This is a genomic window from Streptomyces olivochromogenes (assembly GCF_001514115.1).
Classification (GTDB): domain Bacteria; phylum Actinomycetota; class Actinomycetes; order Streptomycetales; family Streptomycetaceae; genus Streptomyces; species Streptomyces olivochromogenes.
This window is the reverse complement of record NZ_KQ948468.1, coordinates 178,385-191,481: the sequence shown is the minus strand read 5'-3', so window position 1 is coordinate 191,481 and position 13,097 is coordinate 178,385. Positions and strand designations below refer to the sequence as shown.

Below are 13,097 nucleotides of genomic sequence, written 5' to 3'. Positions count from 1 at the left end.
TCAGGCGACCATGTGATGCGCCAGCGCCAGGTGCGGGTCCGTCTCGCCCGGCGCGGGGGCCGGATCGGCGTGTACGAGGGCCGCGGTGAGCTTCGGTACGGCGTGCAGCAGGGCGTGTTCGGCCTCGACGGCGATCCGGTGCGCCTGTCGCACACTCGCCTCGCCGTCCACCACGACCGCCACCTCGGCGCGCAGCCGGTGCCCGATCCAGCGCAGCCGCAGCTCGCCCACCCCGTGTACGCCGGGGACCTCCCGCAGGGCCCGTTCGGCCGAGTCGACCAACTCCGGGTCCACGGCGTCCATCACGCGCCGGAACACCTCGCGGGCGGCGTCGCGCAGCACCAGCAGGATCCCGGCCGTGATCGCCAGGCCCACCAGCGGGTCGGCGAGTTGCCACCCCAGTGCCGCGCCGCCCGCCCCCACCAGCACCGCCAGTGACGTGAATCCGTCCGTACGGGCATGGAGGCCGTCCGCGACGAGGGCGGCCGAGCCGATCTCACGCCCGACCCGGATGCGGTGCCGGGCGACCCACTCGTTGCCGAGGAAGCCGATCAGCGCGGCCGCCGCGACGACCGGGATGTGGTGCACGGGGCGCGGGTCGATCAGCCGCTCGACCGCGGTCCAGGCCGCGAAGGCACCGGACGCGGCGATCGTCAGCACGATCACGATGCCCGCGAGGTCCTCCGCCCGGCCGTAGCCGTAGGTGAAGCGGCGCGTCGCCGCGCGCCGGCCCAGGACGAACGCGATGCCGAGGGGGACGGCCGTGAGCGCGTCGGCGGCGTTGTGCACCGTGTCGCCGAGCAGCGCGACCGATCCGGAGACCACGACCACGACCGCCTGCGCCACGGCGGTGGTACCGAGGACGACGAGGGACACCCACAGAGCTCGCATACCGCGCGCCGAGGACTCCAGCGCGGAGTCGAGCTTGTCGCCGGTCTCGTGGGAGTGGGGGGTGAGGAGGTGACGGAGACGGGGGAGGAGCCCGGAAGGGGTGCCGTGGGTGTGGGCGTGCGGGTGCGGGTGCGGGTGCGGATGGGGCTGCGGGCGGTCGTGCCCCGAACGGCCGTGACCGTGGCCGTGGCCGTGGTCACGGCCGTGGGGCGTGCCGTGATCGGGGGAGTGGCCGCGACCGTCGCTGGTGTGGTCGTGGCCGTGCTCGTCGTGTCGGTCGCTCACGGGGGTCCCCTTCCGGTGCGCGGGAGTGGACGTGTCGGCGCCCATGGGACCATTATGTGCGTATGAGCGCACGCATGCACCTATCACCTGCGCATGATGCGCATCCGCGTACCCCCGGCGAGGAACAGTTCGCGCTCGCCGCCGAACTCCTCGCCCTCCTGGGCGACCGCACCCGGCTCGCCCTCCTGCACGCGCTGACCGGCCAAGAGGCCGATGTCACGACGCTCACCGAGGCCTGCGGCGCCGCGCGCCCGGCCGTCAGCCAGCATCTGGCCCGGCTGCGTCTCGCCGGTCTGGTGAACACCAGGAAGGAGGGCCGCCGGGTCATCTACTCACTCGGTGACGGCCATCTGCGCAGGGTGGTCGACGAGGCGCTGAACCTGGCCGACCACCGCCTCACCCACCGCCCGCCGCACGACTGAGGCAATTCCCGCCGCGTTCAGTGGCCGGTGTCGTCCTCGCCCGCCTCCAGCAGGTTCGCCGCCGCGCCCACGATGCTCGGGTCCGGGCTGCCGACGACCTCCTCGTCCTTGTCCGTGTAGGAGAAGCGGGCCAGGACGCTGCGCATCGCCTCGACGCGCGCCCGCTTCTTGTCGTTGCTCTTCACCACGGTCCAGGGGGCCTGCTCGGTGTCCGTCTCGCGGAACATGGCGACCTTGGCGGCGGTGTAGTCGTCCCAGCGGTCCAAGGAGGCCAGGTCCATGGGGCTGAGCTTCCACTGTCGTACGGGATCGACCTGGCGGATCGTGAAACGGGTGCGCTGTTCGCCCTGCGACACGGAGAACCAGAACTTGATCAGGTCCACCCCGTCGTCGACGAGCATCCGTTCGAAGGCGGGCGCCTGCCGCATGAAGCGGCGGTACTCGTCGTCCGTGCAGAAGCCCATCACCCGCTCGACGCCGGCCCGGTTGTACCAGGACCGGTCGAACATGACGATCTCGCCCGCGGTCGGCAGATGCTCCGCGTACCGCTGGAAGTACCACTGGCCGCGCTCGCGCTCGGTCGGCTTCTCCAGCGCCACCACCCGGGCACCGCGCGGATTGAGATGCTCGGTGAACCGCTTGATCGTGCCGCCCTTGCCGGCCGCGTCACGCCCCTCGAAGACGATGACCAGACGGCGGCCGGTCGCCTTGGTCCAACTCTGCAGCTTCAGCAGTTCTATCTGCTGCAGGCGTTTGTGCCACTCGTACTCCTTGCGCTCCATGCGCTCGTGGTACGGGTAGTTCTCACGCCAGGTCTCCACCGGACTGCCGTCCGACCGGATCAGTACCGGGTCGTCGTGGTCGCTGTAATCGACGGTCAAACCCGCCAGCAATGGCGTCATCGCGGCCTCCCCGGCTTCAATTCAGTGGAACTGCGGCACGATCAGGTAAATTCCGTGCGCGACGATCGCCGCGCAGGCCAGGAAACACAGTCCGGCCTGTGCGAAGCCGAGGGTGTGGGTGCCGCCGGCGTCCTTCTCGCGTGCCGCCTCGACCTGGGAGACGCCCAGCACGCCGAGCGCGAAGACGACCACCACTCCGACAGTGACGGCGATGCTCACCGCGGTGACCTCACCGAGTGCGGTCCAGTCCACATGCATCGTACGACTTCCCCTTGGCTCAGGCGACGGTGCCGACGGTCGTCGGCGCAGCGGCACGGACGGTGACCTCGTGGGCGTCGTTCACATTGTCCGCACGCACCGGGTTGCGGCGCGAGGCGAGCACGATGAACGCGGCGACCGCGGCGGCGCACAGGGCGATCACCACGGTGCCGAAGGTGCCGCCGTGTTTCACCACACTCGCCGAGACCCCGCCGACCAGCGCGGCGGCGGGCAGCGTGACCAGCCAGGCGATCACCATGCGGCCCGCGGTGCCCCAGCGGACCTCGGCCAGTCGCCTGCCCAGGCCGGCGCCGAGGATGCCGCCGGAGCAGACCTGTGTGGTGGAGAGCGCGAAGCCCAGGTGGGCGGAGGTGAGGATCACGGTGGTGGCGGCGGCCTCGGCCGCGAAGCCCTGGGGCGACTGGATGTCGGTGAGGCCCTTGCCCATCGTGCGGATGATCCGCCAGCCGCCGAGGTAGGTGCCCAGTCCGATGGCGAGACCGGCGGACGCGATCACCCACACCGGGGGACCGGCGTCGTGGCCCAGCGCCCCCGCCGAGATCAGCGTCAGCGTGATGACGCCCATCGTCTTCTGGGCGTCGTTCGTGCCGTGCGCCAGGGAGACGAGCGAGGCCGAGGCGATCTGGCCGAGCCGGAAGCCCTTGGTCACCGAGTCCTGGCGGGCCCGTGCGGTGATCTTGTACGCGAGGTAGGTGGCCAGCAGCGCGGCCACGCCCGCCACGATCGGCGAGGCCACGGCCGGGATCAGTACCTTCTCGACCACCTTGTCGACGTGCACGCCGTGTTCGCCCGCGCCGACCCACACCGCCCCGATCAGTCCGCCGAACAGGGCGTGCGAGGAACTGGAGGGCAGTCCGAGCAGCCAGGTCAGCAGATTCCAGAGAATCGCCCCGACCAGGCCGGCGAAGATCATTCCTGGGGTGACCAGGGTGTCGTCCACGATGCCGCCCGAGATGGTCTTCGCGACCTCGGTGGACAGGAACGCTCCGCCGATGTTCAGGACGCCGCTGATGAGGACCGCTGTTCTCGGCTTGAGTGCCCCGGTGGCGATGGACGTGGCCATCGCGTTCGCCGTGTCGTGGAATCCGTTCGTGAAATCGAAGGCCAACGCCGTGACGATGACGACCGCCACGAGGAACGTGATGTGGTCCATCCCCTCATGGAAGCGAGGGCAGGCGTACGCCGGGCGAACCGGAGGCGAAGGCGGTGTGAGCCGGAGTGAAGGTGACGGTACGGGGGGCGGGCCTCGACGCGGTTCGCTCAGGGACCGGTCGGTGTGCGGTGGCTGAAACTCGCCCTGTGTGCGGTACCCGTCCTCCGCCCGGTCCCGTCCTATGCGCGGCCGCAGTCGGGGCACAGGCCCCGGTAGGTCACCTCGACACCGGAGACGGTGAAGCCGAACCGCTCGGAGGCGGGCAGGTCGGACAGGGGATCGCCGCTGGGGTGGACGTCCCGGACGGCGCCGCAGCCCGAACACACCAGGTGCTGGTGGGGACGGTGGGCGTTCGGGTCGTAGCGCTTGGCGCGGCCGTCGGTGGCCACCTCGATCACCTCGCCGAGCGAAACGAGCTCGCCGAGGGTGTTGTACACGGTCGCGCGGGAGATCTCCGGCAACCGGGCGGTGGCGCGTGCGAGCACCTCGTCCGCGGTGAGGTGCACGTGCTCGCCGTCGAGTACCTCGGCGACCACCCGGCGCTGGGCGGTCATCCGCCAGCCGCGTCCGCGAAGTCGTTCGAGCAGGTCACTCATGCTCACCAGCCTCATCATGCCTTGTCCGACGAATGAATCCGTACGGGTCTGGTTCTCGTATTGACTTGGACTGGGTCCATCGTAGGATCGGTTCCGGCGACAGCCAAGAGACCGGACAACAGCAGGGAAAGGCACGTGACGTTCAGAAGACGGGTGGAGCTCGCCCACTTCGGTCGCGAGCGCATCCCGGAGCCCGGCAGCCCGACCCGGTTCGAGCGACGCGTCGGCGACTGCCACCACTACGTCATGCGCCGGTCGTACGGTGTCGTCGACGACGTCCCCAGGGGCCTGTGCCCCGGCTGTTTCGACTGTTTCGACCGACTGTTCCACCGCCCGCAGTTCCTGAGCACAGTGATCCGCCCCGTCCGGAAGGATTCCCATGTCCGAGAACCATGATGCAATCGTCACCGATGCGAAGTCGGAGGGCGCAGGCGGCTGCCCCGTCGCGCACGGTCGCGCCGCGCATCCGACCCAGGGCGGCGGAAACCGCCAGTGGTGGCCGGAGCGGCTCAACCTGAAGATCCTCGCCAAGAACCCCGCCGTGGCGAACCCCCTCGGCGAGGACTTCGACTACGCCGAGGCGTTCAAGACCCTCGACCTCGCGGCCGTGAAACAGGACATCGCCGAGGTGCTGACCACCTCGCAGGACTGGTGGCCGGCCGACTTCGGCAACTACGGCCCGTTCATGATCCGGATGGCCTGGCACAGCGCGGGCACCTACCGCATCAGCGACGGCCGCGGCGGCGCCGGCGCCGGCCAGCAGCGCTTCGCCCCCCTCAACAGCTGGCCGGACAACGGCAACCTCGACAAGGCCCGCCGCCTGCTGTGGCCGGTCAAGAAGAAGTACGGCCAGAGCCTCTCCTGGGCCGACCTCATGATCCTCACCGGCAACGTCGCCCTGGAGCAGATGGGCTTCGAGACCTTCGGCTTCGCCGGCGGCCGCGCGGACGTCTGGGAGTCCGAGGAGGACGTGTACTGGGGCCCCGAGACCACCTGGCTCGACGACCAGCGCTACACCGGCGACCGCGAGCTGGAGAACCCGCTCGGCGCGGTCCAGATGGGCCTCATCTACGTCAACCCCGAGGGCCCCAACGGCAACCCGGACCCGATCGCCGCGGCCCGCGACATCCGTGAGACGTTCCGCCGCATGGCGATGAACGACGAGGAGACGGTCGCCCTCATCGCGGGCGGTCACACCTTCGGCAAGACCCACGGCGCGGGCCCGGCGGAGAGCGTCGGCGCCGACCCCGAGGCCGCCCCGATCGAGGCACAGGGCCTGGGCTGGAAGAGCACCTACGGCACCGGCAAGGGCGCGGACGCCATCACCTCCGGCCTGGAGGTCACCTGGACCACCACGCCCACCCAGTGGAGCAACGGCTTCTTCGACAACCTCTTCGGCTACGAGTGGGAGCTGACCCAGAGCCCCGCGGGCGCCAACCAGTGGGTGGCGAAGGACGCCGAGGCGACCGTCCCCGACGCGCATGACCCGTCGAAGAAGCGTCTGCCCACGATGCTCACCACCGACCTCTCGCTGCGCGTCGACCCGATCTACGAGCCGATCTCCCGCCGCTTCCACGAGAACCCCGCGGAGTTCGCGGACGCCTTCGCCCGTGCCTGGTACAAGCTGACCCACCGTGACATGGGCCCGAAGTCGCTCTACCTCGGCCCGGAGGTCCCGGCGGAGACCCTGCTGTGGCAGGACCCGCTGCCGGAGGCGGAGGGCGAGGCCATCGGCGCCGACGACGTCACCGCCCTCAAGGCGAAGATCCTCGACTCGGGTCTGACCGTCCCGCAGCTGGTCTCCACCGCCTGGGCGTCGGCCTCGACGTTCCGCGGCAGCGACAAGCGCGGCGGCGCCAACGGCGCGCGCATCCGCCTCGAGCCGCAGCGCGGCTGGCAGGCCAACGACCCCGACCAGCTCGCGGCGGTCCTGCGCACACTGGAGGGCATCCAGCGGGAGTTCAACACCGGTGCCAAGAAGGTCTCCCTGGCCGACCTGATCGTGCTCGGCGGCAGCGCCGCCGTCGAGAAGGCCGCCAAGGACGCCGGTCACGACGTCGAGGTGCCCTTCACCCCGGGCCGCGTCGACGCGACGGATGAGCACACCGACGCGGAGTCCTTCGCCGCGCTGGAGCCGATCGCCGACGGGTTCCGCAACTACCTCGGCAAGGGCAACCGCCTCCCGGCCGAGTACCTGCTGCTGGACCGCGCGAACCTGCTGACCCTGAGCGCTCCCGAGCTGACGGTCCTCGTCGGTGGCTTGCGCGTCCTGGGCGCCAACCACCAGCAGTCGGCGCACGGTGTCCTCACCGCGACCCCCGGAACGCTGACCAACGACTTCTTCGTCAACCTGCTCGACCTGGGCACGACGTGGACGCCGACCTCCGAGGACGCGACCACCTTCGAGGCCCGCGACGACGCCACCGGCGAGGTCAAGTGGACCGGCACCCGAGCCGACCTCGTCTTCGGCTCGAACTCCGAGCTGCGCGCGCTCGCCGAGGTCTACGCGGGCGATGACGCCAAGGCGAAGTTCGTGAGGGACTTCGTCTCGGCGTGGGACAAGGTCATGAACCTCGACCGGTTCGACCTCGTCTGATCGACCCGGTCAGGACGTCCAGGCCGGTCCGTACGGGCCGGCCTGGACGTCTTCTGGTCCGGGGGACCGTCCTCGGCGTGCGTAAAACGCTTGCTCCGAGCGTCCCGTCGTCGTGAGGATGACGGAATGCCGATCTTCTCCGCCCCCGACGGGACCGAACTGGCCTACCACGTCACGGGCCAGGGCGAGCCGCTGCTGTGTCTGCCCGGTGGGCCCATGCGCGCCTCCGCCTGTCTCGGCGATCTCGGCGGGCTGTCGCGGCACCGCCGGCTGTTCCTGCTGGATCTGCGGGGGACCGGTGACTCCGCCGTCCCGGCCGACCCGGCGACGTACCGCTGCGACCGGCAGGTGGACGACGTCGAGGCCTTCCGGGCGCACCTCGGGTTGGAGCGGGTGGATCTCCTCGCCCACTCGGCGGCCGGCGACCTCGCGCTGCTGTACGCGGCCCGGTATCCGGACCGCGTCCGCACCCTCACCTCGGTCACCGGGCGCGCCCGGGCCCTCGGTGTCGACTTCACCGAGGAGCACCGCCGGGAGGCGGCCGCGCGGCGCAGGGCCGAGCCGTGGTTCGCGGCGGCGTACGACGCCTACGAACGGATCTGGGCGGGCTCGACGGCCGATGCCGACTGGGACGCCGTCGCCCCGTTCTTCTACGGCCACTGGGACGCGACCGCGCAGGCGCACGCCGCGACCGAGGTCGAGCAGACCAACGAGGAGGCCGCGGACCTGTACGCGTCCGCCGGCGCGTTCGAACCTGCCGTGGCCCGCGCCGCCGTCGCCGCGCTGGACGCCCCGGTCCTGCTGCTCGCGGGCGAACTCGACAGTGGCCCGCTGCCGCGCGTGGCCGCCACCGTGGCGGAGCTGTTCCCCGAGGGGGAGCTGATCGTCCAGCCGGGGGCCGGCCACCATCCGTGGCTCGACGACCCCCGGCGCTTCACCGAAACGGTGACGGCGTTCCTCGACCGGGCGCGGTGACCGGGCGGGGTGACCGAGGCCGGCCGGGCTCAGGCCAGCCGCAGGTCTACCCACTCGGCTGTTTCGCCCGGCAGCACATACCGCTCGATCTCGACGAACCCGCGCTGCACGGCGAACCGCAGCCCGTCCTCGTTGGACGCCAGTACGACCGTCTCGATCACGTCCGCGCCCAGCGCCCGCGCCTGCTTCAGCCCTCGCTCGTAGAGCTCCTCACCGAACCCCTGCCGACGGTGTCCGGGCAGGACCCGGGCGATCACCGTGGCCGTCGAGCCGCCGTCCTTGGGCGGACGCACGGTCGAGCAGCCCACCAGGACGTCGCCGAGGTAGGCGACCTCCAGGTGGTTGCGCCCGGCCCGCTCACGGACCTCGTCGAGCGACATGGCGGCGGGTGGCACGATGACATTGTGGACGTACTGCCAGTCCTTGAGACCGGCCTCGTCGTCCGACTGCTGAAAGGTGAGTGTGGACACCGGAGCAGCAAACCGATGCCCACCACCGGCCGTCAACCGGGTTTGCCCCGAACCGGCTTGCCATGCGGACGCGCTCAGCCGAGGCGCGGGATCTCGATGGCGGGGCAGCGGTCCATGACCATGTCGAGTCCGGCGGCGCGGGTACGGCCGTACGCGTCCTCGTCGATGACTCCGAGCTGGAACCAGACGGCCTTGGCACCGACGGCGGCGGCTTCGTCGGCCACGGGCCCCGCGAGGTCGCTGTTGACGAAGACGTCGACGACATCGACGTCGAACGGGATCGCGTCCAGCGACGGGTAGCCCTTCTCGCCGTGAACGGCCTCCGCCTTCGGGTGCACGGGGACGATCCGCTTGCCGTAACGCTGGAGAACGTCGGCGACTCCGTACGCCGCGCGCCGCTCGTTGGACGAGAGGCCCACGATCGCCCAGGTGTCGCCGAGTTCGGTGAGGATCTTGCGGATCGTTGCCGGGTCGCCGTACACGGTCGGCCTCCTGGGTCTGGTGTCGAGGACTGTCCTGGGCCCGCGTGGCCTGCCATGCGTGCTCAGCGGGTCAACAGCATGAGGCACACGGTGATTCCCTGTGGCGACCGAGGGGACGTACGCCCTGCGCACCATGACACTGGGCAGCAAGGGACCCGAGGTCCAGCAGGACGGGCTGTGCGCCGACCTCGCCGTCGTCGGCAAGGTCCGCGAGATCGCCGAGCGGCGGGGGCCCACCGGGGGCATGCTGCCCCTCGTGGATTGCCCCACCCCCGAGGCCCCAAGGAAGACCATGACCACCATCGCCATCATCGGAGCCGGACCCGGCCTCGGAGTCGCCGTAGCACGGCGGTTCGGCCGCGCGGGGTTCGACGTCGCTCTCATCACCCGCACCACGGACCGGGCGCGCACCCTCTCCGCCGATCTGGCGGGCGAGGGCCTGACGGCGCGCGGTTTCGCGGCCGACGTACGCGACCCGAAGGCCCTCGAAGCGGCGCTGGACGCGGCGACCGCGACCCTGGGGCCCATCGAGGTCATGCAGTACAGCCCGGTCCCGCAGCGGGAGTTCATGCGGCCGGTCCTGGAGACCACCCCCGCCGACCTCGTGGGACCGATCGAGTTCTCGGTGTACGGCCCCGTCGTCGCCGTGCACCAGGTGCTGCCCGGCATGCGCGCCCTCGGCCGCGGCACCATCCTCTTCGTCAACGGCGGCACCGCCGCGGTACCCCACCCCGACCGGGCCGGCACCTCCCTCGCCTTCGCCGCCGAGAGCGCCTACGGACACCTGTTGCACGGCGTGCTCGCCGACGAGGGCATCCACGTCGCGCAACTCGTCATCCCCGGCGCGATCAGCCCCGGACACCCCAGGAAGGACCCCGCCGCGCTCGCGGAGACCATCTGGAACATCCATCAGGACCGGCACGGCTACCGGCACTTCGCCGACGACCTCGACTCCTGAGGAGCGGGGCCCGAGTGGCCCTGAGGACCCTCGGCCCCCATCGGTATTGCTTGACTTATGCAAGTAGACGTTAGGGTCGTTCCATGTCGACACCACCGCCCACAGCAGCCGATCCCGCGTTGACGGACGTGGCCGAGATCGAGCATGCGCTCACCCGTATCTCGTATCTGACCAGCAGGGTTCGTCAGCATGAGCGGCTCATGGCGCTGGCCGGGCTGCCGCTGGACCGGGCCGCCGTGGCGCTGCTGCGACAGGTCGCCGACTCCGGCTCGCTGCGGCCCAGTGAGCTGGCGAACCTGCTGTCCGTCGAGGCGTCCCACGTGACCCGGCAGGTGCAGCAGCTGGAGAAGACCGGCTATCTGACGCGCGTCCCGGACCCGAACGACCGCCGGGCCCAGCGCATCGAGCTCACGCCCGCCGGCCGGGACGCGGTCGACCGCGTGCGGGAGGCGAGCTGCCGCGGCATGTCGGTGGCGTTGGCGGACTGGTCGCCGGGCGACCTGGAGCAGCTCGCCACGCTGTGCCATCGGCTGGTCGACGACTTCTTCGCACACGCCGAGGACGAGATCGACCTGACGCCCGAGGCCCCTCGCGAGGCCTGACGCCGGGGCCGGGGCCGTGCGGGCGCACCGGAGTCCGACTCGTCGACGCCGAGGCCCGGTCGAGCCTCGGCGCCGCCGGTCAGGGGTGCCTGCCGTACGACGGTTCCCGCCGCCCCGCAGGACCCCGTACCGTCAGCGGTTCCTGGGCAGTCCGAGGTGGCGCTCCGCGATGATCTCCCGGAGGATCTCGCTGGTCCCGCCGTAGATGGTGCCGACCACCGCCGCCCGGAAGCCCTCCTCGAACCTGCCGCCCGCGGGGGCGCCGGCCGCGTCCGGGGCCAGTACGCCCTCGGGGCCCAGGATGTCGAGGATGTTGCTGGAGTGGCGCTGCGCGGCCTCCGTGGCGAACAGCTTCCACATCGACCCCTCGACACCGGGGAGGTCGCCCTTCTGGGCGCGCCACCGGTTGCGCAGGGCGAGCAGGCGGGTGACCTCCTCGTCGACCGCCATCCTGCCGATCCGCTCGGCGGCCAGGGGGTCGTCGAGGACCGTCGTCCCGTCGGGGCGTCGCGCGGTGCGTGCCCAGGCGGCCAGATCCCTGACCAGGGAACCGCCGTCCGAGCCGGGGCTGGACGCGGAGCGTTCGTGGACCAGCGCCACGTGCATGACGCCCCACCCGCCGTCGACCCCGCCGAGGCGCGCGGAATCCGGGACCCGTACGTCGGCGTAGAACGTGGCGTTGGTGCGCTGCCCGCCGAGCGTGTGGATCGGCTGGATGTCGTACCCGGCGCTGTCGGTCGGCACGAGGAACATCGACAGCCCCTTGTGCTTGGGCACGTTCGGATCGGTGCGGGCCAGCACGAAGACATGGCTGCACAGCTGGGCGGTGCTGGTGAACATCTTCTGGCCGTTGATGACCCACTCGTCGCCGTCCCGGACCGCGGTGGTCTTCGCCGCGGCGACGTCCGAGCCGGAGTCCGGCTCGCTGTAGCCCAGGGCGATCAGCCTGTCGCCGCGGAGCGCGGCCGGGAGGTACTCGCGCTTCTGCTCCTCGGTTCCCACGTGCTCGATGGTGCGCAGCACCATGGAGGTCGTGGACCAGCCGTCGCAGGCGAGTCCCCTGCGGCCGAGTTCGTCGAACACGGCCCGGGCGAAGCCGGGGTCGACCCCGCTCCCGCCGTACTCGGGCGCCCAGTCGGCCGCGAGGATCCCGTCGCGCGCGAGCAGGGTGTGCAGCTCGGCCGTCTGATGCGTGCCGGAGCGGCGCTGTTCCTCCACCCACTCCGGTCGCACATGGGCCTCGACCCAGGCGCAGGCCGCCTCGCGGTGCGAGGCCAGTTCGTCGAATTCGCGGAAGTCCATCGTCAGCCCGCCCTCTCAGCCGGTGCCGGTGCCGGTGCTGGTGCCTGTGCCTGTGCCGTGCCGAAGACGTGGTGCGCGAGTCGCGCGTACGCCGCGCGGGAGTCGCCCGCGACGAGTGACCAGGCCTTCGCCCGCCGGAAGTAGAGCTGGATGTCGTACTCCAGCGTGTAGCCGTATCCGCCGTGGAAGTGCAGGACCTCCGACGCCGTCTTGAAGGCGGTCTCCGCGGCGAACAGGAAGGCCATGGTCGCCGAGGTGTCGGCCGTGGGCAGGTTCTCGTCCTGCGCCCAGGCCGCCTCGTAGGCCAGCAGGCGGGCGCCGTCGAGGGCGATCGCGTTGTCGGCCAGGCGGTGCTGGATGGTCTGGAACGTGCCGATGAGCACACCGAACGCCTTGCGTTGCATCACGTAGTCGACGCCGATGCCGAGGGCCTTCGAGCCGAGGCCGAAAAGCGCCGCGCCGGTCAGCAGTTCCCACCGGCTCAAGGCGCGGCGATAGGCGCGGACGGCGGCCGGTCCGCGCGCCAGCACCAGGGCGTGTTCCGTGTCGACGGGGCAGTCGGCGAGCGGAAGTGCCCCGAGATTGTGGACGGCCCCGCCCGGCGTGGCGGGGCCGCGGTCCGGTTGCCGGAGCAGGAGGAGTTCGTCACCCCGCAGGACGGCCACGAGATCGGCCACCGCGCCCGCCGGCACCAGCCGCGCGAGGTCGCCCGTCGCCGGGCGCAGGGCCAGGGTCGCCAGGAGCTCGCCCGCGACGGCGCGCGCGGTGAGGGACTCCAGGCGGGCATCGCGTGCGCCGGAGGACGACGAGCCCGCGTCGGACAGCGATGCGAGGAGGTCGTTCGCCACCGCCGCCTCGATCAGGGGCACCGGAGCGAGGGACTGCCCGAGGCACTCCGCCGCGATGGCCAGTTCCACGAAACCGGCACCGCCGCCACCGAGGTGCTCGGGTACGGCGATCGCGGCGAGCCCCAGGTCGACGACCTTCCGCCACAGCGCCGCGTCGAACCCGAGCGGCTCCGCCGCCCGTACGGCCGCGGTGGACGACTCCTTCCCGAAGAACGTGCGCAACGTGTCGCGAAGCGCCGTCTGGTCGTCCGTGAAGTCCAGGTCCACGAGTAGCGCCCCCTAGTGAGTGACATAAGTCACATTCTCCCATTCTGGCATACGGCATTCTCGCTCACG

At 71.2% G+C, this 13,097-nt stretch carries 15 protein-coding genes; 6 read left to right on the top strand and 9 right to left on the bottom strand.

Annotated features, from left to right (window positions below; all coding sequences use genetic code 11):
* The gene (locus tag AQJ27_RS37585; RefSeq protein WP_067379162.1) at positions 1 to 1,176 is read right to left on the bottom strand and encodes a cation diffusion facilitator family transporter; all 1,176 of its coding nucleotides are present in this window, start codon (positions 1,174 to 1,176) and stop codon (positions 1 to 3) included.
* A 62-nt stretch (positions 1,177 to 1,238) separates the two neighbouring features.
* Between AQJ27_RS37585 and AQJ27_RS37580 the strand changes: the two genes are divergently transcribed.
* Positions 1,239 to 1,598, top strand: a complete 360-nt coding sequence (locus AQJ27_RS37580) for an ArsR/SmtB family transcription factor (RefSeq protein WP_067378956.1) — start codon at positions 1,239 to 1,241, stop codon at positions 1,596 to 1,598.
* 17 nt (positions 1,599 to 1,615) lie between these two features.
* On the opposite strand, the gene ppk2 is transcribed toward AQJ27_RS37580, so the two are convergent.
* The 4 genes from ppk2 to AQJ27_RS37560 all read right to left on the bottom strand — a co-directional run bounded on the left by ppk2 (position 1,616) and on the right by AQJ27_RS37560 (position 4,528).
* Entirely contained in the window at positions 1,616 to 2,500 is an 885-nt protein-coding gene (gene ppk2 / locus AQJ27_RS37575) for a polyphosphate kinase 2 (RefSeq protein ID WP_067378954.1), read from the bottom strand.
* A 21-nt stretch (positions 2,501 to 2,521) separates the two neighbouring features.
* Complete coding sequence (locus AQJ27_RS37570) at positions 2,522 to 2,758, bottom strand: hypothetical protein (RefSeq protein ID WP_067378951.1); 237 nt, start codon at positions 2,756 to 2,758, stop codon at positions 2,522 to 2,524.
* Positions 2,759 to 2,777: 19 nt separating this feature from the next.
* Positions 2,778 to 3,932 carry an inorganic phosphate transporter gene (locus AQJ27_RS37565; RefSeq protein WP_067378948.1) on the bottom strand — a complete coding sequence of 385 codons (1,155 nt, stop codon included), beginning with the start codon at positions 3,930 to 3,932 and terminating at the stop codon, positions 2,778 to 2,780.
* Positions 3,933 to 4,111: 179 nt separating this feature from the next.
* The gene (locus AQJ27_RS37560; RefSeq protein ID WP_067379159.1) at positions 4,112 to 4,528 is read right to left on the bottom strand and encodes a Fur family transcriptional regulator; all 417 of its coding nucleotides are present in this window, start codon (positions 4,526 to 4,528) and stop codon (positions 4,112 to 4,114) included.
* 135 nt (positions 4,529 to 4,663) lie between these two features.
* On the opposite strand from AQJ27_RS37560, the gene AQJ27_RS60940 reads away from it, so the two are divergent.
* From AQJ27_RS60940 to AQJ27_RS37545, 3 genes are all read left to right on the top strand, one after another.
* Positions 4,664 to 4,924: a hypothetical protein gene (locus tag AQJ27_RS60940; protein ID WP_425275255.1), complete on the top strand. Its 261-nt coding sequence runs from the start codon at positions 4,664 to 4,666 to the stop codon at positions 4,922 to 4,924.
* A complete protein-coding gene (katG, locus tag AQJ27_RS37550; protein ID WP_067378944.1) occupies positions 4,908 to 7,124 on the top strand; it encodes a catalase/peroxidase HPI in 2,217 nt (738 codons plus the stop codon). The genes AQJ27_RS60940 and katG overlap by 17 nt, the downstream gene beginning before the upstream one ends.
* Positions 7,125 to 7,250: 126 nt before the next feature.
* Complete coding sequence (locus tag AQJ27_RS37545) at positions 7,251 to 8,099, top strand: alpha/beta fold hydrolase (protein ID WP_067378941.1); 849 nt, start codon at positions 7,251 to 7,253, stop codon at positions 8,097 to 8,099.
* A gap of 29 nt (positions 8,100 to 8,128) precedes the next feature.
* On the opposite strand, the gene AQJ27_RS37540 is transcribed toward AQJ27_RS37545, so the two are convergent.
* Together AQJ27_RS37540 and AQJ27_RS37535 are read right to left on the bottom strand one after the other, a co-directional pair.
* Positions 8,129 to 8,569 (bottom strand): GNAT family N-acetyltransferase, encoded by a 441-nt coding sequence (locus AQJ27_RS37540; RefSeq protein WP_067378938.1) that lies wholly within the window; start codon positions 8,567 to 8,569, stop codon positions 8,129 to 8,131.
* 74 nt (positions 8,570 to 8,643) lie between these two features.
* Positions 8,644 to 9,051, bottom strand: a complete 408-nt coding sequence (locus tag AQJ27_RS37535; protein WP_067378935.1) for a CoA-binding protein — start codon at positions 9,049 to 9,051, stop codon at positions 8,644 to 8,646.
* Positions 9,052 to 9,343: 292 nt separating this feature from the next.
* Between AQJ27_RS37535 and AQJ27_RS37530 the strand changes: the two genes are divergently transcribed.
* A complete protein-coding gene (locus tag AQJ27_RS37530) occupies positions 9,344 to 10,009 on the top strand; it encodes an SDR family NAD(P)-dependent oxidoreductase (RefSeq protein ID WP_067379156.1) in 666 nt (221 codons plus the stop codon).
* Between the two features lie 83 nt (positions 10,010 to 10,092).
* On the top strand, positions 10,093 to 10,611 hold the full coding sequence (locus AQJ27_RS37525; RefSeq protein ID WP_067378931.1) for a MarR family winged helix-turn-helix transcriptional regulator: 519 nt from the start codon (positions 10,093 to 10,095) through the stop codon (positions 10,609 to 10,611).
* 132 nt (positions 10,612 to 10,743) lie between these two features.
* Here the strand turns inward: AQJ27_RS37525 and AQJ27_RS37520 are convergent, their stop codons facing one another.
* Positions 10,744 to 11,913, bottom strand: a complete 1,170-nt coding sequence (locus tag AQJ27_RS37520; protein WP_067378928.1) for an acyl-CoA dehydrogenase family protein — start codon at positions 11,911 to 11,913, stop codon at positions 10,744 to 10,746.
* A gap of 2 nt (positions 11,914 to 11,915) precedes the next feature.
* Complete coding sequence (locus AQJ27_RS37515) at positions 11,916 to 13,028, bottom strand: acyl-CoA dehydrogenase family protein (RefSeq protein ID WP_067378924.1); 1,113 nt, start codon at positions 13,026 to 13,028, stop codon at positions 11,916 to 11,918.
* Between the last annotated feature and the right edge of the window lie 69 nt (positions 13,029 to 13,097).

Coding starts and splice junctions, on each gene's coding strand:
- AQJ27_RS37520 (WP_067378928.1), bottom strand. CDS start 11,913: ATGGACTTCCGCGAATTCGACGAACTGGCCTCGCACCGCGAGGCGGCC.
- AQJ27_RS37525 (WP_067378931.1), top strand. CDS start 10,093: ATGTCGACACCACCGCCCACAGCAGCCGATCCCGCGTTGACGGACGTG.
- AQJ27_RS37545 (WP_067378941.1), top strand. CDS start 7,251: ATGCCGATCTTCTCCGCCCCCGACGGGACCGAACTGGCCTACCACGTC.
- AQJ27_RS37570 (WP_067378951.1), bottom strand. CDS start 2,758: ATGCATGTGGACTGGACCGCACTCGGTGAGGTCACCGCGGTGAGCATC.
- ppk2 (WP_067378954.1), bottom strand. CDS start 2,500: ATGACGCCATTGCTGGCGGGTTTGACCGTCGATTACAGCGACCACGAC.
- katG (WP_067378944.1), top strand. CDS start 4,908: ATGTCCGAGAACCATGATGCAATCGTCACCGATGCGAAGTCGGAGGGC.
- AQJ27_RS37565 (WP_067378948.1), bottom strand. CDS start 3,932: ATGGACCACATCACGTTCCTCGTGGCGGTCGTCATCGTCACGGCGTTG.
- AQJ27_RS37560 (WP_067379159.1), bottom strand. CDS start 4,528: ATGAGTGACCTGCTCGAACGACTTCGCGGACGCGGCTGGCGGATGACC.
- AQJ27_RS37580 (WP_067378956.1), top strand. CDS start 1,239: ATGAGCGCACGCATGCACCTATCACCTGCGCATGATGCGCATCCGCGT.
- AQJ27_RS37530 (WP_067379156.1), top strand. CDS start 9,344: ATGACCACCATCGCCATCATCGGAGCCGGACCCGGCCTCGGAGTCGCC.